At 72.4% G+C, this 18,463-nt stretch carries 20 protein-coding genes; 17 read left to right on the top strand and 3 right to left on the bottom strand.

Going from position 1 to position 18,463, the window contains the following annotated elements:
- Positions 1-104 precede the first annotated feature (104 nt).
- The 13 genes from ACIQTO_RS18915 (at position 105) to ACIQTO_RS18855 (ending at position 11,346) form a co-directional block, all read left to right on the top strand.
- Positions 105-2,462, top strand: coding sequence for a PKD domain-containing protein (locus tag ACIQTO_RS18915; RefSeq protein WP_402388958.1), 2,358 nt, complete (start codon positions 105-107; stop codon positions 2,460-2,462).
- A 124-nt stretch (positions 2,463-2,586) separates the two neighbouring features.
- A complete protein-coding gene (locus ACIQTO_RS18910; protein WP_402388956.1) occupies positions 2,587-3,300 on the top strand; it encodes an RDD family protein in 714 nt (237 codons plus the stop codon).
- Between the two features lie 52 nt (positions 3,301-3,352).
- Positions 3,353-3,706 carry a histidine triad nucleotide-binding protein gene (locus ACIQTO_RS18905; protein WP_329487584.1) on the top strand — a complete coding sequence of 118 codons (354 nt, stop codon included), beginning with the start codon at positions 3,353-3,355 and terminating at the stop codon, positions 3,704-3,706.
- 5 nt (positions 3,707-3,711) lie between these two features.
- The gene (locus ACIQTO_RS18900) at positions 3,712-4,635 is read left to right on the top strand and encodes a ribonuclease Z (protein ID WP_402388952.1); all 924 of its coding nucleotides are present in this window, start codon (positions 3,712-3,714) and stop codon (positions 4,633-4,635) included.
- Positions 4,636-4,823: 188 nt separating this feature from the next.
- Positions 4,824-5,957, top strand: a complete 1,134-nt coding sequence (locus ACIQTO_RS18895; protein ID WP_402388949.1) for a PhoH family protein — start codon at positions 4,824-4,826, stop codon at positions 5,955-5,957.
- Positions 5,958-5,971: 14 nt separating this feature from the next.
- A complete protein-coding gene (gene ybeY, locus ACIQTO_RS18890) occupies positions 5,972-6,466 on the top strand; it encodes an rRNA maturation RNase YbeY (RefSeq protein WP_402388947.1) in 495 nt (164 codons plus the stop codon).
- 18 nt (positions 6,467-6,484) lie between these two features.
- Positions 6,485-7,810 carry a hemolysin family protein gene (locus ACIQTO_RS18885; RefSeq protein ID WP_402388944.1) on the top strand — a complete coding sequence of 442 codons (1,326 nt, stop codon included), beginning with the start codon at positions 6,485-6,487 and terminating at the stop codon, positions 7,808-7,810.
- 32 nt (positions 7,811-7,842) lie between these two features.
- Complete coding sequence (locus ACIQTO_RS18880) at positions 7,843-8,079, top strand: hypothetical protein (protein WP_402388941.1); 237 nt, start codon at positions 7,843-7,845, stop codon at positions 8,077-8,079.
- A gap of 100 nt (positions 8,080-8,179) precedes the next feature.
- Positions 8,180-8,719 carry a DUF4383 domain-containing protein gene (locus ACIQTO_RS18875; protein ID WP_402388938.1) on the top strand — a complete coding sequence of 180 codons (540 nt, stop codon included), beginning with the start codon at positions 8,180-8,182 and terminating at the stop codon, positions 8,717-8,719.
- Positions 8,720-8,787: 68 nt separating this feature from the next.
- The gene (locus ACIQTO_RS18870) at positions 8,788-9,141 is read left to right on the top strand and encodes a cytidine deaminase (RefSeq protein ID WP_402388935.1); all 354 of its coding nucleotides are present in this window, start codon (positions 8,788-8,790) and stop codon (positions 9,139-9,141) included.
- A 125-nt stretch (positions 9,142-9,266) separates the two neighbouring features.
- Positions 9,267-9,428, top strand: coding sequence for a hypothetical protein (locus tag ACIQTO_RS18865; protein WP_329487576.1), 162 nt, complete (start codon positions 9,267-9,269; stop codon positions 9,426-9,428).
- Positions 9,429-9,478: 50 nt separating this feature from the next.
- Positions 9,479-10,408 (top strand): GTPase Era, encoded by a 930-nt coding sequence (gene era, locus ACIQTO_RS18860; protein WP_402388932.1) that lies wholly within the window; start codon positions 9,479-9,481, stop codon positions 10,406-10,408.
- A 224-nt stretch (positions 10,409-10,632) separates the two neighbouring features.
- Positions 10,633-11,346, top strand: a complete 714-nt coding sequence (locus ACIQTO_RS18855) for an alpha/beta fold hydrolase (protein ID WP_402388929.1) — start codon at positions 10,633-10,635, stop codon at positions 11,344-11,346.
- Positions 11,347-11,397: 51 nt separating this feature from the next.
- Here ACIQTO_RS18855 and ACIQTO_RS18850 read toward each other — a convergent pair whose 3' ends face one another.
- Both ACIQTO_RS18850 and ACIQTO_RS18845 read right to left on the bottom strand, forming a co-directional pair.
- Positions 11,398-11,664, bottom strand: a complete 267-nt coding sequence (locus tag ACIQTO_RS18850; RefSeq protein WP_402388926.1) for a protealysin inhibitor emfourin — start codon at positions 11,662-11,664, stop codon at positions 11,398-11,400.
- 115 nt (positions 11,665-11,779) lie between these two features.
- Positions 11,780-12,799, bottom strand: coding sequence for a M4 family metallopeptidase (locus ACIQTO_RS18845; protein ID WP_402388924.1), 1,020 nt, complete (start codon positions 12,797-12,799; stop codon positions 11,780-11,782).
- A gap of 332 nt (positions 12,800-13,131) precedes the next feature.
- Here ACIQTO_RS18845 and leuA point away from each other — a divergent pair, with 332 nt between their 5' ends.
- From leuA to ACIQTO_RS18825, 4 genes are all read left to right on the top strand, one after another.
- Complete coding sequence (leuA, locus tag ACIQTO_RS18840) at positions 13,132-14,928, top strand: 2-isopropylmalate synthase (protein ID WP_402388922.1); 1,797 nt, start codon at positions 13,132-13,134, stop codon at positions 14,926-14,928.
- A gap of 250 nt (positions 14,929-15,178) precedes the next feature.
- Positions 15,179-15,871 (top strand): TerB family tellurite resistance protein, encoded by a 693-nt coding sequence (locus tag ACIQTO_RS18835; RefSeq protein WP_402388919.1) that lies wholly within the window; start codon positions 15,179-15,181, stop codon positions 15,869-15,871.
- A gap of 456 nt (positions 15,872-16,327) precedes the next feature.
- Positions 16,328-17,074 carry a DNA repair protein RecO gene (recO, locus tag ACIQTO_RS18830; protein ID WP_402388917.1) on the top strand — a complete coding sequence of 249 codons (747 nt, stop codon included), beginning with the start codon at positions 16,328-16,330 and terminating at the stop codon, positions 17,072-17,074.
- Between the two features lie 4 nt (positions 17,075-17,078).
- Positions 17,079-17,927 (top strand): isoprenyl transferase, encoded by an 849-nt coding sequence (locus ACIQTO_RS18825; RefSeq protein ID WP_402388914.1) that lies wholly within the window; start codon positions 17,079-17,081, stop codon positions 17,925-17,927.
- Between the two features lie 122 nt (positions 17,928-18,049).
- Here ACIQTO_RS18825 and ACIQTO_RS18820 read toward each other — a convergent pair whose 3' ends face one another.
- The gene (locus ACIQTO_RS18820; RefSeq protein WP_329487566.1) at positions 18,050-18,460 is read right to left on the bottom strand and encodes a Fur family transcriptional regulator; all 411 of its coding nucleotides are present in this window, start codon (positions 18,458-18,460) and stop codon (positions 18,050-18,052) included.
- Between the last annotated feature and the right edge of the window lie 3 nt (positions 18,461-18,463).

Below are 18,463 nucleotides of genomic sequence, written 5' to 3'. Positions count from 1 at the left end.
CGGCCGCAGCGGCGGGGAGAAGGAAGTTGACAGCCCTTCATGATCGCTGGAAGGTATGGTCCGCCGATTTCGGCCATGTCAGCAGTCATCCAGGGGGAACCACCGTGCGCAGAGCACGCATACCCGTCGCCGCCCTTCTCGGGCTCTCCGTCATCGGGGCCGGCGCGTCGGCCGGCACCGCCCGTGCCGACGTCACCGACCTGTACGTCGACAAGACCGCCGCCGCCTGCTCGAACACCTCCGGCAGCGCGGGGAGCAAGGCGACGCCCTACTGCACGATCGCGGCCGCGACCGCCGTCGTGCTGCCGGGGCAGACCGTCCACATCGCCGGAGGCAGCTACCAGGAGGGCATCCAGCTGACCCGCTCGGGCACCCCCTCCGCGCCGATCACGATCCTCGGCAAGCCCTACGTGCCGGGCGACGAGGACGTGACGACCCTCAGCCCGTACGGCACCCTGCCGCACCTGGTGTCCCTGACCGGGGTCCACGACGTGGTGCTCGGCAACCTGTTCGGGCAGTCCTGGCAGGAGGGGGCCCTGGTGACCGACTCCCAGCGGGTCACCCTCGACCGGCTGGTCATCTTCAGTTCGGGCGGCGAGGGCGCCGGGTACCCGGGCGTCCGGATCACCGGCGCCAGCAGCGACGTCACCTTGAGCCGCAGTTCGGTGACCAGTTCGCACGCGGCCGGTGTCCGGGTCGAGGGCGGCCTCCGAACCGTCCTGACGACCAATGAGATCGATGGCAATGCCGGCCAGGGCGTGGTGCTCGCCGACGCGCCGGACTCGGTCGTGACCGGCAACACCGTGGCGGGTGTGTGCGGGCCGATGATCGAGCTGGCCGGGGCCTCGACCGGCACCACCCTGCGCAACAACGTGCTGGACCAGGACGAGCACGGCTCCCCGGCGTGGGGCCACTGCGCCTCCACCGCCCCGGGCGATCTGGCGGTGTCCGCGGCGTCGACGGCCGGGACGACGGCGGACTACAACCTGGTCACCACCGGGACGGCCGCGCCGTACAGCTGGGCGGGCCAGGGCTACGCCACGGTCGGGCAGTTCCGGCAGGGCACCGGGCAGGGCGCGCACGACCTCACGGCCTCCCGGGAGGACCTGCGCAAGCCCAACTCGCCGGCCGTCGACTCGGCCGACGCCGGCGCCCCCGGCGCACTCGGCACCGACCTCCTCGCCCGCCCGCGGGTCGACAACCCGCTGGTGGCCAACACCGGTACGGGTGCCGGCTACCACGACCGCGGCGCCGTCGAGGAGCAGGACCCGCTCGCCGCGTCGCTGTCGCAGACCCAGCAGCCCGCCGGGCAGCCGCTGACCTTCGTGTTCGACGGGCGGGTCGAGTCGACCTGGGCCGCCGCGACCACCACCCTCGACTTCGGCGACGGCAGTGCCCCGGTCAGTCCGGTCACCTTCCCGGTGAAGCACGACTACGCCGAGGGCACCTACCAGGCCACCCTGACCGCGACCGACGCCCTGGGCCTGACCAGGACCGCGACCTCGTACGTCGGGGCCAAGGTCGGGCCGATCCAGCCCAGGATCCAGGTCTGGGCGGGCTCCGGCGGCTCCGGCCTGGACGTGACGGCCTACGCCCCCGGGACCGTCAGCCCCTGGCCGGTGGCCTCGTACCGCTACGACTTCGGCGACGGCACCGCGCCCTCCGTGGTCGCGCCCTCCGTCCCCTCCGTCCGCCACTTCTTCGCCAAGCCCGGGACGTACACCGTCACGGTGACGGTGACCGACGACCACGGCCGTTCGGCGTCGGCGGCGCAGGCGGTCTCGGTGGCCACCCCGATCGCCGGCCGGTGGGGCGCCGGGCAGCAGGGCGCGGCGGTGGGGTACTTCAACGAAGGCCTGTGGAACCTCCTCAACACCAACACCCCGGGTGCCCAGAAGAACAGCTTCCGCTTCGGCCAGGCCGGTGACATCCCGGTCGCGGGCGACTGGGAGCGGGTCGGGTACGACCAGCCCGGCATCTACCGGCCCGATTCGAACACCTTCGCGCTGCGGCACGTGGACGAAACCGTGACGGCGGTCGCGATGGGCCGGCCGGGTGACATCCCCGTCCCCGGGAACTGGGACCACAACGGACACGCCCAGCTGGCGGTCTACCGACCGGGCACGGGGCAGTTCGTGGTGCGGCACGACGACGGCAGCTACACCGCCGCGTACTTCGGCGGCCCCGGCGACCTGCCCGTGGTGGGGGACTGGGACGGCGTCGGGCACACCCAGATGGGCGTCTTCCGGGCCTCCGCCGGTGCGGGCGGCGCCAACCTCTTCGCGCTGCGCCACGACGACGGCTCCGTCTCCACGGCCTCCTACGGCGCGGCGGGCGATCTGCCGGTCGTCGGCGACTGGAGCGGCGTGGGCCGCACCACGTTCGGCGTCTACCGGCCGTCCGAGGCCAAGTTCCACCTCAGCCGGTCGTACGTGGGGCAGTCGGACATCGTCTTCCCCTGACGTACCCCCGGGTACCCCTGAGGCAGTACCCCTGAGCCGGTACCCCTGAAGTGCTCCACGACGCGGTGTCCCCGGACCACGGGGGCACCGCGTCGCCGTCGGCGCCGCCGCGGCGTGTCCTAGGATGCGTGGCCTGTTCTCGATCAAGATCCACGGGGGAATCGACATGGCGCAGGGCTACCGACCCGCCGGGCAACCGTATCCGCAGCAGGGCTACCCGCAGCAGGGCCAACCGCCGCAGCCGTACGGGCAGCAGCCCTACGGCCAGTACCCGCCGCCGCAGCCCTACCCGCACGCCCCCGGCCCGTACCCGCCGCAGCCGTACCCGCCGCAGGGCCACCCCCAGCAGCCCTACCCCCAGCAGCCCTACCCCCAGCAGCCGTACGCCCAGCAGCCGTACGCCCAGCAGGTGCCGCGGCCGGCGGAGGCCGGCAGCGTCCGGAGGTTCCTCGCCGCCACCCTCGACGGCGTGTCGGCCCTCGCCGCCGGCTTCGCCGCCGCCAAGGCGGCGAGCGGCCCGGCCGGCCCGGCCGGCGTGTACTTCGCCACCCTGGTCGGCGTCTTCTTCGGGGTCTCCTTCGCCAACCAGGTGCTGCTCGCCCGCCTCACCGGCTTCAGCCTGGGCAAGGGCGTCCTGGCCACCCGGGTGATCCGCCGCAAGGACGGCAGCCGCCCGCACACCTGGCGGCTCACCAAGCGCTGGCTGCTCGGCTACGTCATCGTGGTGGTCGGTCTGCTGACGGAGGATCCGGAGTCGGAGGGGACGGCCGTCGGGGTCCGCGTGGTCCGGTGGAAGCACCTGCGTGAGTACCAGCAGGCGACCGGGCGGCTCGGCTAGCATGCGGCGGTACGCCCCGACCGACACCGTGCGACACCGCGAGGAGACCCCGATGGCCGGCGAGCCGCAGTCCGACTGCCTGTTCTGCAAGATCGTGGCGGGCGAGATCCCGGCCACCGTGGTGCGCAAGACCGAGCGTGTGCTCGCCTTCCGGGACATCGCCCCGAAGGCTCCGACCCACGTCCTGGTGATCCCGCACGCGCACTACCCGAACGCGGCCGCGCTGGCCGCCGCCGAGCCGCGGATCGCCGGCGAGCTCCTCGCCGAGGCCGGCGAGGTCGCCAGGGACGAGGGCCTCGACGACTACCGGCTGATCTTCAACACCGGCGCGGGCGCGGGCCAGACCGTCTTCCACGCCCACGTCCACGTGCTCGGCGGGATGCCGATGAACGAGCGCATGGTCTGAGCGACGTGTCACAGCGCGAACTCGTCGTCCTCGGCACGGCCAGCCAGGTACCGACCCGGCACCGCAACCACAACGGCTACCTGCTGCGCTGGGACGGCGAGGGCCTGCTGTTCGACCCCGGCGAGGGCACCCAGCGCCAGATGCTGCACGCCGGGGTCTCGGCCACCCAGATCACCCGGATCGCGGTCACCCACTTCCACGGCGACCACAGCCTCGGCCTCGCCGGGGTGATCCAGCGGATCAACCTGGACCGCGTCCCGCACCCGGTGGACGTCTACTTCCCGGCCTCCGGGGAGGTCTACTTCGAACGGCTGCGGCACGCCACCGCGTACCACGAGACGGCCGTGCTGCGCCCCCGTCCGATCGAGGAGTCCGGCCCGCTGCCCGCGCCCGGGGCCCGCTTCGCGCTGGACGCCGTCCGGCTCTCGCACCCCGTCGAGTCCTTCGGCTACCGGCTCACCGAGCCCGACGGCCGCCGGCTGGTGCCCGAGCGGCTGGCCGCGCTGGGCATCGCCGGACCGGACGTCGGCCGGCTCCAGCACCGGGGCGCGATCGAGACGGAGGGCGGGCCGGTCACCCTCGACCAGGTCAGCGAGTACCGGCGCGGCCAGCGGTTCGCCTTCGTGATGGACACCCGGCTCTGCGAGGGCGTCCACGAACTCGCCGAGGGCGCCGACCTGCTGGTCATCGAGTCCACCTTCGCCGACGCCGACTCCCGGCTCGCCGAGGAGCACGGCCACCTCACCGCCGGCCAGGCCGGCAAGGTCGCCGCCGAGGCCGGCGCGGGCACCCTCGTGCTGACCCACTTCTCGCAGCGCTACCCGGACCTCGGCCAGCACCTCGCCGACGCCCGCAAGCACTTCGACGGCACCGTCGTACTGGCCGAGGACCTCGCCCGGGTGCCCGTGCCGCCCCGACGGCGTCCGTGAGCGCGGCGCGGCCCGCCGGGGCCGCGCGGAAAACCGTTCGCGCCGCCCCGCGATCTGCCGGAGCATCGTCGGGTGCGGCCCGGCCGCCCGCCGCGGCGATCACGCTCGCGGCGTACCCTGGTGCCCCGGAAGGACCGAGCGGCACCACGAGACCACGGATGGGATGAGGCAGGCCCCAGCGCCGACCTATGAGTGACACATCGCAGACCCGTACGAACGGCCAGTCGCGTCCCGAACCGGCCGACGAGGGCCGCACCAGCGCCCGGATCGTCATCCCCGAGAAGCACCCGATGGTCACCCTGCTCGGCACCGCGGACTCGCTGCTGCGGGTGATCGAGCGGGGCTTCCCCGCCGCCGACATCCACGTCCGCGGCAACGAGGTGACCGCCACCGGGGAGCGCGCCGAGGTCGCCCTCGTCCAGGAGCTCTTCAGCGAGATGATGCTGGTGCTGCGCGCCGGCCAACCCCTGACGGAGGACGCCGTGGAGCGCTCCATCGCCATGCTCCGGAGCAGCGCCGACGACCCGGACAGCCCGGCCCCGTCCCAGGTGTTCACCGCGAACATCCTGTCCAACCGGGGCCGCACCATCCGCCCCAAGACCCTCAACCAGCAGCGCTACGTCGACGCGATCGACAAGCACACCATCGTCTTCGGCCTCGGCCCGGCCGGTACCGGCAAGACCTACCTCGCGATGGCCAAGGCCGTCCAGGCCCTCCAGGCCAAGGAGGTCAACCGGATCATCCTGACCCGTCCGGCCGTCGAGGCGGGGGAGCGGCTGGGCTTCCTGCCCGGCACCCTCTTCGACAAGATCGACCCGTACCTGCGCCCGCTCTACGACGCGTTGCACGACATGATGGACCCGGACTCCATCCCGCGTCTGATGGCGGCCGGCACCATCGAGGTCGCCCCGCTCGCCTACATGCGCGGCCGGACCCTCAATGACGCCTTCATCATCCTCGACGAGGCCCAGAACACCTCGCCCGAGCAGATGAAGATGTTCCTCACCCGCCTCGGGTTCAACTCCCGGGTGGTCGTCACCGGCGACACCAGCCAGATCGACCTCCCGGGCGGCACCCGCAGCGGCCTCAAGGTCGTCCAGGAGATCCTGGCCGACGTGCCCGACATCCACTTCTCCGTCCTCACCAGCACCGACGTGGTCCGCCACAAGCTGGTCGGCCGGATCGTGGAGGCCTACGAGCGCTGGGACGCCCGGCAGGAGGGCGAGGAGAACGCTCCGCCGGCCCGCAAGCCCGGCCAGCGGCGCCCCGGCAAGACGACCGAACCACGCGCACCCCGACAGTCCCATCGCACCGAAAGCTGAGTAACCAGCCCGTCATGTCGATCGACATCGCCAATGAGTCCGGTTGGGACGCCGACGAGGAGTCCATCCTCGACGTCGCCCGCTACGCGCTGGACAAGATGCGGATCCACCCGCAGTCAGAACTGTCCGTGATCCTGGTGGACGGTGCGGCGATGGAGGAGCTGCACATCCAGTGGATGGACCTCCCCGGCCCGACCGACGTGATGTCCTTCCCGATGGACGAGCTGCGTCCCGGCAAGGAGGGCGAGGAGCTGCCGCAGGGGCTGCTCGGCGACATCGTGCTCTGCCCCGAGGTGGCCGAGCAGCAGGGCAAGGACGCCCCGTCCAAGCACTCGATGGACGAGGAGCTGCAGCTGCTGACCGTCCACGGGGTGCTCCACGTGCTCGGCTACGACCACGAGGAGCCGGACGAGGAGGAGGAGATGTTCGGCCTCCAGAAGGCCATTCTGGACGGCTGGCGGGCCGGCCGCGGCCTGGGCGGGATCTCCCCGGCCCCCACCACCCACTGAGCGCGGAGCCCGAACCCTGTGAGTGGTGAGAGTACGAGCTTCATCGTCGGCGCCGTGCTGCTGGTCGTCCTCGGCTGGCTGGCGGCATGCGCCGAGGCGGGTATCTCCCGGGTCTCCCGGTTCCGCGCGGAGGAGGCCGTCCGGGCCGGCCGGCGGGGCTCGGCCCGGCTGCTGGCACTGGCCTCCGACCCGATCCGCTACCTCAACCTGGCCACCCTGATCCGGGTGGCCAGCGAGATGGCGGCGGCCGTCCTGGTCACCGTGGTCTGCGTGCGCAGCCTGGACTCCACCTGGCAGGCCGTGCTGCTGGCGTTCGGCGTGATGGTGCTGGTGTCCTTCGTGGCGGTCGGCGTCTCGCCGCGCACGATCGGGCGCCAGCACCCGCTGACCACCGCCACCGCGGCCTCCTTCGTGCTGCTGCCGCTGGCCGGCGTGCTCGGCCCGCTGCCGCGGCTGCTGATCCTGCTCGGCAACGCGCTGACCCCGGGCAAGGGCTACCGCGAGGGGCCGTTCGCCTCCGAGGCGGAGCTGCGGGCCCTGGTCGACCTCGCGGAGAAGGACGACCTGATCGAGGACGAGGAGCGCCGGATGGTGCACTCGGTCTTCGAGCTGGGCGACACCATCGTCCGCGAGGTGATGGTGCCGCGCACCGACCTGGTGATGATCGAGCGGCACAAGACCGTCCGTCAGGCGCTCACCCTGGCGCTGCGTTCCGGCTTCTCGCGCATCCCGGTGGTCGGTGACAACGAGGACGACGTGGTGGGCATCGTCTACCTCAAGGACCTGGTGCGGCGCACCCACATCAACCGGGAGGCCGAGTCCGAGGAGGTCGGCGCGGTGATGCGGCCGGCCGTCTTCGTCCCGGACTCCAAGCCGGCCGGCGATCTGCTGCGCGAGATGCAGCAGCGCCGCTCGCACGTGGCGATCGTGATCGACGAGTACGGCGGCACCGCCGGTCTGGTCACCATCGAGGACATCCTGGAGGAGATCGTCGGTGAGATCACCGACGAGTACGACCGGGAGATCGCGCCGGTCGAGGACCTCGGCGACGGCTCGTACCGGATCACCGCCCGGCTGCTGGTCGAGGACCTCGGCGAACTGTTCGGGATCGAGCTGGAGGACGAGGACGTCGAGACCGTCGGCGGCCTGCTCGCCAAGCACCTCGGCCGGGTGCCGATCCCGGGCTCGTCCTGCGAGATCCCGCTGCCCGAGGACGCGGCCACCGGTCTCACCGCGATCCGGCTGACCGCCGAGAGCTCGGCGGGGCGCCGCAACCGGATCGGCTCGATGGTCGCCATCCCGGTCCGGGCCTCGGCCGAGGCCCTCCGGGAGTCCGGCGAGTAGCGTTCGGCCGCCCGCGGGGCGACGATGGCGTCATGACTCATCTACTGCGTGCGGAGTACGGCCCGCAGGGACGGTCGGCCGGGGCGAAGTCCTGGCACGTCGTCCGGGCCGCGGATCCGACGACGGCCCTGTGCGGCCGGACGATGGACACCGATGCCGAGACCCGGCCGGACGAGGAGTGGGGCACCGGGCTGCGCTGCTGCCAGCAGTGCGGCTCGCTGTACATGCACGAGGTGCCGCACATGGAGGGGAGCCACCCCTACAGCTAGGCACACGCGGGGGTACCGCCCCCTCAGCCGGGCCGTGCGCCGCTCCGCGACCGGAGTAGCGTGAAGGAAGGCCGTTCGACGTCCCATGGTGGAGGTCACCATGAAGCTGCAAGACGAACTGCCCGTCGACCACCGGTTGCTCCTGGTCTGGCGGATCGGGGCCGGGCTCGGCGGGGTGTTCCTGATCGTGTTCGGGATCCTCGGGCTGGCGGACCATCCGGGTTTCCTGTCCACCAGGGGCAGTGACGTCGTCGGACTGTCGAGCAACGGGGCGCTCGCGATCCTCTCCATCGTGGTGGGCGTGATCCTCGTCGGCGGTGCCGTCATCGGCGGGAACTTCGCCGCCAACCTCAACATGGCGGTGGGCATCCTCTTCGTGCTCTCCGGTTTCTACGGTCTGGCGGTGCTCGGCCGGCCGGACGCCAACATCCTCAACTTCCGGATGTCCAACGTGCTGTTCGCGTTCGTCTTCGGGGTGGTCGTGACGACCTTCGGGATGTACGGCAGGGTCAGCAGCCACCTGCCGCACGACAACCCGTACTGGCGCAAGCGGGCCGCGGACGAGGAGCCGCTGCCGAACGGGCCGAAGACCTTCGTCAAGGTCATGCGGCCGGGACCGCCCAACCCGATCGGCCACTGAGGCCGGCCGCGGTGGCCGCGGCGGAGGGCGTGGGCGGCCGGTGAGCGGCGCGTCCTATGCTCGGCGCCATGAGTGACATCGTCGAGCTCGACCCCGAAGACAAGAAGATCATCACCCTGGCCCGCTCCGCGCGTGCCCGCAACGGCGTCGCGGAGGGGGCCGCGGTGCGCGACGAGACCGGGCGCACCTATGTGGCCGGCACGGTCGCGCTGGAGTCGCTGCGGCTCAGCGCGCTGCAGACGGCGGTGGCGATGGCGGTGGCCAGCGGCGCGCGGTCGCTGGAGGCGGCGGCCGTGGTGAGCGAGGCCGGGGAGCCCGCCGAGGCCGATCTGGCCGCGGTGCGGGACCTCGGCGGGGCCGGGACGCCGGTGCTGCTCGCCGGGCCGGACGGGACGCTGAAGGTCGCGGCCGAGGCCCGCTGAGGCCCGCTGAGGCCCGCTGAGGCCCGCTGGGGCCGCTCGGGGCGCTCGGGGGAACCCGGGCGCCCGGCCCTCCAGGATCCGCAGATAATCTCACCGGTACAGATGGCGGTGAGGGGGCTGGGGACATGGGGCCGTTCGCGTTCTTCGCGGGCCTGCTGCTGGGCGTCATGGGGATGGGCAAGTGGCAGGAGACCGGATCGCCGTTCTGGCTATGGGGCTCGGTCGCCTTCCTCCTGATCGTTCTGATCAGCGGGATCTCCGCCGTTCTGGGCGGCAAAAAGGGCTGACGGGGGCGGCCTGTCCGCCGGGCTCCCGGTGATCAGGGAGAATGGGGCCCATGAGTGCCCCTTCCTCCTCGTACCGCTCCGGCTTCGCGTGCTTCGTCGGCCGGCCCAACGCGGGCAAGTCGACCCTGACCAACGCCCTGGTGGGGACGAAGGTCGCGATCACCTCCGACCGTCCGCAGACCACCCGGCACACCGTGCGCGGCATCGTGCACCGCCCGGACGCCCAGCTCGTGCTGGTCGACACCCCGGGGCTGCACAAGCCGCGCACCCTGCTCGGCGAGCGGCTGAACGACCTGGTCCGCTCCACCTGGGCCGAGGTCGACGTGATCGGCTTCTGCCTGCCCGCCGACCAGAAGCTCGGCCCCGGCGACAAGTTCATCGCCAAGGAACTCGCCGACGTCAAGAAGACCCCCAAGGTGGCCATCGTCACCAAGACCGACCTGGTCGACTCCAAGCGGCTGGCCGAGCAGCTGATCGCCGTCCACCAGCTCGGTGCCGAGCTGGGCATCGAGTGGGCCGAGATCATCCCGGTCTCGGCCGTCGGCGACAAGCAGGTCGAGCTGGTCGCCGAGCTGATCACCAAGCTGCTCCCGGAGGGCATGCCGCTCTACCCGGACGGCGACCTCACCGACGAGCCCGAGCTGATCATGGTCGCCGAGCTGATCCGGGAGGCGGCTCTGGAGGGTGTCCGGGACGAGCTGCCGCACTCGCTGGCGGTCGTCGTCGAGGAGATGATCCCGCGCGAGGACCGCCCGGCGGACCGCCCGCTGCTGGACATCCACGCCAACGTCTACATCGAGCGGCAGAGCCAGAAGGCCATCGTGATCGGGGCCAAGGGTGCCCGGCTGAAGCACGTCGGCACCACCGCCCGCAAGCACATCGAGGCGCTGCTCGGCACGCCGGTCTACCTGGACCTGCACGTCAAGGTGGCCAAGGACTGGCAGCGCGACCCGAAGCAGCTGCGCAAGCTGGGCTTCTGAGCCCGCCCGCACCGCCCAGGGCCCGTCCGGACGACCGCGTCCGGGCGGGCCCCGTGCGTGTCCCGCCGCGGTGCGCGGGGCCGGTGCGCGGGCCGGTGTCGCGGCCGGTGCTCTGGCCCTCCGCCCGGTCCGGGTGTTCGCTGGGGCGGGCAGACCGGACCGGCGCGCGGGCGCGACGGTGCCGGCCGACGGCCCGGACGGCCGAGCAGAGAGGTTTCCGAGGGATGCAGCTGAACACCCACGAGTGGGGCTCCGGTGACAGGACCGCCCTGTTGGTGCACGGGATCATGTCCGACCACCGCACCTGGCGCCGGGTCGGTCCGGCCCTGGCCGAGTACGGCTACCGGGTGATCGCCGTCGATCTGCGCGGCCACGGCGCGAGCCCGCGCGGCGGGGGCGCCACCCCGCTGGAGCGCTACGGCCCGGGGCAGTACGCCCAGGACCTGGTCGACACCCTGCCGATCGGCGCCGAACTCGCCATCGGCCACTCGCTCGGCGGGCTGGCCCTGCTGGGCGCGGTGGAGCGGCTGAAGCTCGCCCGGGTGGTCTACTCCGACCCGGCCTGGAAGTTCGCCCAGCCGAGCACCTTCGACCCGGCCGTCTTCACCCGGTTCAAGCGGGCCACCCGGGAGCAGATCACCGCGATCAGCCCGCGCTGGGAGGAGGCCGACGTGGAGGTCGAGCTGGCCACCCTCGCGCTCTGGGACAGCGACAGCGCGATCGCGCTCTCCGGGTACCGGGAGGCGGCCGGCCTGCCCGGCGCTCCGGCCGTCCCCTCGCTCGTCCAACTCGCCGACCGGAGTGCCCTGATCGGTCCGGAGGACGCGGAGCGGCTGCGTGCCGCCGGCTACGAGGTGCGGACGGTGGGCGGCGCCGGGCACACCATCCACCGCGACGACCTCGCGGGCTTCCTGGCCTCGTTGGACGGCTGGATCTGAGCCCGGCGGCCCGCCGGCCGGGCCGCGCACGCCCGGTGCCGCGGGTGAGTGCTACGCGCCCTCGCGCATCACCAGCGAGACCAGCTCCCGTTGTGACTCGGTGAGCTTCGGGTCGGCGCAGTGCACCGTCCGGCCGTCGACGGTGATCTCGTAGTGGAAGCCGTCCGGGACCCCGTAGGAGGGTGCCCGCAGCCCGCCCGCGACGGCCTCGCGGGCGAGCGCGTGCACGTGCGGGGCGTCCGTCCGCGCGGTGGTGTCGAGCTCCGCGCGGCGGACGTTGCCCGCGAGGCCGCCGGTCCGGGTCACCTGGATACGCATGGTGTCCATGGTGCTACGCAGGGATGGCGTTTGCCGGGCTTTTTCAGGACCTTGACCTTATGGGCTCTTAAACCTTATGACCGCTCAAGTCGGGCTCGACCGGCGGCCGGGTCGTTCAGGCCGTGCTGACGCCCACCGTGGCCCAGGCCGCCGTCACGGTGTCGGCCACCGCCTGCTCCGGGTAGCGGGCCCCGGCGGCCGCGACGGTCGCCCGGGCGAAGGCGGTGAAGTCGGCGTCGGCGGCCAGCCGCCGGCCGGTCAGCGCGTCGTACCAGATCCGCCCGGCCCGCTCCCAGGCCGGGCCGCCGAGTGCGGTGGCGAGCAGGTAGAAGGCGTGGTTCGGGATGCCGGAGTTGATGTGCACGCCGCCGTTGTCCTGGGCGGTGTGCACGTAGTCGCGCAGGTGCGCCGGCTGCGGGTCCTTGCCGAGCCGGGGGTCGTCGTACGCGGTGCCGGGCGCCTTCATCGAGCGCAGCGCCACCCCCTGCACGCCCGGGGCGAGCAGCCCGGCGCCGATCAGCCAGTCCGCGTCGCCGGCGTCCTGGCGCAGCGCGTACTGCTTGACGAGCGAGCCGAAGACGTCGGAGACGGACTCGTTGAGCGCGCCGGGCTGGCCCTGGTACTCCAGGCCGGCGGTGAACTGGGTGACGCCGTGGGTGAGTTCGTGGCCGATCACGTCGACGCAGGCGGTGAAGTCGCCGAACACCTCGCCGTCGCCGTCCCCGAAGACCATCCGGTGGCCGTCCCAGAAGGCGTTGTCGTAGCTCCGGCCGTAGTGCACGGTGGCGTCCAGGCGCAGGCCCTGGTCGTCGATCGAGCGGCGGCCGTAGGCGTCCGCGAACAGCGCGAAGGTGGCGCCGAGGCCGTCGTAGGCGTGGTTGACGGACTGGTCGGGGACGGGCCCCTGGTCCTCCCGGCGGACGGTGCGGCCGGGCAGCCGCTGGGTGTGTCCGGCGTCGCAGACCACCCGCTCCAGGCGGGTGGAGCCGGATTGCGCCGGGACGGCGGTGAGGCGGGCCGTGCGGTGCACGGCGTCCAGGGCGAGGGAGCGGGCGGCGGGCTCGTGACCGTCCTCGGCGAGGCGGTCCAGGACGTACGGCGGAACGATCGCGCAGAGCGGCGGTTCGGCGGTCATGTGGCCAAGAGTGACGCACGCATGACCTGTTGTCACCGGCGCGGACCGGATCGTCCGCCGTCTCAAGGGGTGGAATGTCCGCCCGGCTCACTTCGGGGGCGCGCGGTCCTCGGTTACGCTGGACGACATCATGCGCAACTGGCTGCTTCTTCTTAGCTGCCGCGTCGAGGGCCTGTAGTCCACCAGGGCCGGCTCCCTCGCCGCGGGGACTGTGCTGTGCGCGTAGCGATTCCGCGGCCCACCGAGGGGTCGTGCGCGGCAGTAGGCCGGCCGGTCGGGTGTCAACCTCACCCCGACAAGCCCCGCATCACAGGAAGCCGAGAGTCATCTCCATGACCGAGCAGAACTCCGCCGCGTCCATCCCCGCCGGTCGCGCGTTCGTCGACCGCCCCACGCCGATCACCGCCACGACCGTGCGCCAGCGGGGCGCGGGCATGCGGCACGGCCGCTACCTGCCGTTCGGCACCGTCGACCTGCCGGACCGCAGCTGGCCGTCGAAGGTGATCACCAAGGCGCCGCGCTGGCTCTCCACCGACCTGCGGGACGGCAACCAGGCGCTGATCGACCCGATGTCCCCGGCCCGCAAGCGCAAGATGTTCGACCTGCTGGTCGGCATGGGCTACAAGGAGATCGAGGTCGGCTTCCCCTCCTCCGGCGCGACCGACCACGCCTTCGTACGGTCGCTGATCGAGGAGGGGGCGATCCCCGAGGACGTCACCATCTCGGTGCTGACCCAGGCGCGCGAGGAGCTGATCGAGAAGACCGTCGAGTCGCTGGTCGGCGCGCCGCGGGCGACCGTCCACCTGTACAACGCGACCGCGCCGCTGTTCCGCCGGGTGGTGTTCCGCAACGACCGGGCGGCCACCAAGGCGATCGCCACCGACGGCACCCGGCTGGTGATGGAGTACGCGGAGAAGCTGCTGGGCGACGACACCGTCTTCGGCTACCAGTACTCGCCGGAGATCTTCGTCGACACCGAGCTGGACTTCGCGCTGGAGGTCTGCGAGGCGGTGATGGACGTCTGGCAGCCGGGCGAGGGCCGCGAGATCATCCTGAACCTGCCGGCCACCATCGAGCGGGCCACCCCGAACGTCCAGGCCGACCAGTTCGAGTGGATGTCGCGCCACCTGTCCCGTCGCGAGTACGTCTGTCTGTCGGTGCACCCGCACAACGACCGCGGCACCGCCGTCGCCTCCGCCGAGCTGGCCTACATGGCCGGCGCCGACCGCATCGAGGGCTGCCTGTTCGGCCAGGGCGAGCGGACCGGCAACGTCGACCTGGTGACCCTGGGCATGAACCTGTTCTCGCAGGGGATCGACCCGCAGATCGACTTCTCCGACATCGACGAGGTGCGCCGCACCGCCGAGTACTGCAACCAGATGGAGGTGCACCCGCGCCACCCGTACGCCGGTGACCTGGTGTACACCTCCTTCTCCGGCTCGCACCAGGACGCGATCAAGAAGGGCTTCGACACCCTGGAGGCCGACGCCGCGGCGGCCGGCGTGCCGGTGGAGGAGCACACCTGGGGCGTCCCGTACCTGCCGATCGACCCGAAGGACGTCGGCCGCACGTACGAGGCGGTCATCCGGGTCAACAGCCAGTCCGGCAAGGGCGGCGTCGCGTACGTCCTGAAGAACGACCACAAGCTGGACCTGCCGCGCCGGATGCAGATCGAGTTCTCCCGGATCATCCAGGCGAAGACCGACGCCGAGGGCGGCGAGGTCACCCCGGCGGCGATCTGGGCGGTCTTCCAGGACGAGTACCTGCCGACCACCGACAACCCGTGGGGCCGGATCTCGCTGAGCGGCTCGCGCAGCCTGACCACCGAGGACGGCCGGGACGCGCTGACCGCCCAGGCCCTGGTCGAGGGCGCGCCCGTCACTCTGGCCGGTACCGGCAACGGCCCGGTCTCCGCCTTCGCCGACGCGCTGGCCCGGATCGGGGTGGACGTCCGGGTGCTGGACTACGCCGAGCACGCGCTGAGCGAGGGCGGCGACGCCCAGGCCGCCGCGTACGTCGAGTGCGCCGTGGACGGCAAGGTGCTGTGGGGCGTGGGCATCGACGGCAACACCGTGCTGGCCTCGCTGAAGGCGATGATCAGCGCCGTCAACCGGGCGCAGCGCGGGTAGTTCGTACGAGTGGTAGTCGGCGGGCCGTCCCACGGGGCGGCCCGCCGTCGTCACGGGCGGCCCCGGCCGGGCCGTTGTGGCCTGCGCCACATTTTTTCGGGTCGGAAGCCGTTCGAGGTACTGACACGTGCCGGTAACCATGGCAACATCGACCCACCGGAAATCCGGGTCGGTGGGACGGCCTCGGGGTCCGGTCGCGTGACCTGCCCATTGTTGAGCAGGCCGCCTGCCATGTCTGGGGAGTGGCGCCGTGACAGGGTTGTGGGGTGTTCGCCCGCGATGGCGGACTGACGTTCTCGGTGACTTCTTCTGTCCAGGCTGCGGCGGGGACCGCAACTACCGCCGGCAGCACGGCCGGCGGTGGCTGCGGCTGCTGGGAGCGGCGGTACTGCCGCTCGGCCCGGTCGTCCGCAGTGCGCAGTGCACCACCTGCCACGGTCGCTACGGGGTGGAGAGTCTCGACCAGCCCACCTGCGTCCGCCTGGGCGGGATGCTGCGCGACGCGCAGTACACGGTGGCCCTGGCCCTGCTGGCGGCCGGCGGAACGGCGCACCGGGCGGCCCGTGAGGCGGCCTGCGCGGCCGTCCGGGAGGCCGGCTTCGACGACTGCGGCGAGGCCCAGGTACTGGCCGCGCTGGCCGCGCTCTCCGGGCTCGGCGGCGAACTCCACGACGCCCACGACCTGGAGTCGCCCTCCGGTCACGGGCTGGGGGAGGCCGGCGCCCTGGCGGTGGAACTGCACGCGGTGCTCGAACCGCTCGCCCCGCACCTGGCCCACCACGGCCGGGAGCGGCTGCTGCTCCAGGGCGCGGCGATCGCCCTGGCCGACGGGCGGTACCTGCCCCAGGAGCGCGAGGCGCTGGCCGTCGTGGGGCGCTGCCTGGACCTGCCGCAGGCGAGGGTCGGGGCGCTGCTGGAGGCGGCCACCCGCGCTTCGTACTAAGCGCTCGGTGCCGGGGCCTCGTCGCCGGGCCCGCGCACCGGATCCTCGCACCGGATCCTCGCCGCCGTCCTTCTGTCGCCGGGTCTTCGTGACCGGGCCCGACACCACCGGCACCTGACAGCACCGGCTCCTGACACCACGAGGACCTGACACCACCGGGGCCTGACACCACCGGGACCCGGCGCCACGTGGACGCGGCGCCACCTCGACCCGGCGCGACCCGGGCCGGCACCCCGCGCCCCCGGCCCCGTCCCCCCGGAACCCCCACGAACGGGCCCGACCCGTCTCCCGGCCCCCCGGCCGGGAGACGCCCCCACCCGGGGCCCGCCGTGACCCGCACCGATCGGGCCTCCCCCACGGCCCCGGTGCGGGCCACACGGCTGCCCGGCCCGGGCCGCCGGTAGGGGACAATGGTGGGATGTCCACACTGTTCGACGCCGGCCGCGAGGCCGCCGCATGAGCCTGTTCCGGGACGACGGCGTGGTGCTCCGGGCGCAGAAGCTCGGCGAGGCCGACCGGATCATCACTCTGCTCACCCGCCAGCACGGCAAGGTGCGCGCGGTGGCCCGCGGGGTGCGCAAGACCAAGTCCAAGTTCGGCGCCCGGCTGGAGCCGTTCTCGCACGTGGACGTGCAGTTCTTCAGCCGGGGGAGTGAGCTGGTGGGGCGCGGGTTGCCGCTCTGCACCCAGGTGGAGACGATCGCCCCGTACGGCGGCTCGATCGTCACCGACTACGGCCGCTACACCGCGGGGACGGCCATGCTGGAGACGGCGGAGCGGTTCGCCGAGAACGAGGGCGAGCCGGCCGTCCAGCAGTACCTGCTGCTGGTCGGGGGCCTGCGGACGCTGGCGGCCGGGTCGCACGAGTCGCACCTGGTGATGGACGCCTTCCTGCTCCGCTCGCTGGCCGTCAACGGCTACGGCGCGAGCTTCACCGACTGCGCCAAGTGCGGCCTGGACGGCCCGAACCGGTTCTTCTCCCTCCAGGCGGGCGGTGTGCTCTGCGGAGACTGCCGAGTCCCCGGTTGTGCCGTACCCTCCCCTGAGACACTGGTACTGCTCGGGGCGCTGCTGTCAGGGGACTGGCAGACGGCCGACACCTGCGAGCCGAGGTACTGGCGGGAGGGCAGCGGCCTGGTCGCGGCCTATCTGCAGTGGCACCTGGAGCGGGGCATCCGCTCGATGAGATACGTGGAGAAGTGAGCACATGGCAGCGCGACGGCTCTTCGGCGGTGGCAAGCAAAGGGAGTACCTCCCCCCGACCCCGCACCCCAGCGGCGCACAGCCCCCGAAGATCCCCGGCGAGCTGGTCCCCAACCACGTCGCGATCGTGATGGACGGGAACGGGCGCTGGGCCAAGGAGCGCGGACTGCCGCGCACCGAGGGCCACAAGGTCGGCGAGACCGTGGTGCTGGACGTGCTCAAGGGCGCGATCGAGCTCGGTGTGAAGAACATCTCGCTGTACGCGTTCTCCACCGAGAACTGGAAGCGCTCGCCCGACGAGGTGAAGTTCCTGATGAACTTCAACCGGGACGTCATCCACCGCCGGCGCGACGAGATGGACGCGATGGGCGTGCGGGTCCGCTGGGCCGGCCGGATGCCCAAGCTGTGGAAGAGCGTCGTCCAGGAGCTGAAGGTCGCCGAGGAGCAGACCAGGGAGAACGACGCCGTCACGCTCTACATGTGCGTCAACTACGGCGGCCGGGCGGAGATCGCGGACGCCGCGGCGGCCCTCGCGGCCGACGTCGCGGCGGGCCGGCTCGACCCGAAGAAGGTCAACGAGAAGACCATCGCCAAGTACCTCTACCACCCGGACATGCCGGACGTGGACCTCTTCCTGCGCCCGAGCGGCGAGCAGCGGACGTCCAACTTCCTGCTCTGGCAGTCGGCGTACGCCGAGTTCGTGTTCCAGGACGTGCTCTGGCCGGACTTCGACCGCCGGGACCTCTGGCGGGCCTGCGAGCAGTACGCCAGGCGCGACCGCCGCTTCGGCGGGGCGATCCCCAACGAGGTCGCCCCCGGCGAGGCCGCCGCGGAGGTGCCCGCGCAGCGCTGAGCGGCGCCGCGCGGGCTGACCGCGCGCCGGCCGTGCCCGGTCGTCCTGGCCGTGCCGGATCGTGCCGGATCGTGCCGAAGGGCCCGTGGGAGGTTTCCCACGGGCCCTTCGGCACGATCGGGTCAGGCCTTCTTGGCGCACTCCGCACAGGTCCCGAAGATCTCCAGGGTGTGCGCGATGTCGCTGAACCCGTGCTCGGCGGCGACCGAGTTGGCCCAGCGTTCGACGGCCGGCCCCTCCACCTCGACGGTGGCGCCGCAGTGCCGGCAGACCAGGTGGTGGTGGTGCCCGCTGCTGCAACGGCGGTAGACGGCCTCGCCGTCGGCGGTGCGCAGCACGTCCACCTCGCCCGCGTCGGCGAGCGACTGCAGGGTGCGGTAGACCGTGGTCAGACCCACCGAGTCGCCTCGGTGCTTGAGCATGTCGTGGAGCTCCTGCGCGCTGCGGAAGTCCTCGATCTCGTCCAGGGCCGCCGAGACGGCGGCTCGCTGCCGGGTCGAGCGGGCGCGCGGCGACGGGCCTGCGGTGGTCACCGT

This window comes from Kitasatospora sp. NPDC091207, assembly GCF_044768625.1.
Lineage (GTDB): Bacteria > Actinomycetota > Actinomycetes > Streptomycetales > Streptomycetaceae > Kitasatospora.
This window is presented reverse-complemented; position numbering and strand designations above follow the sequence as displayed.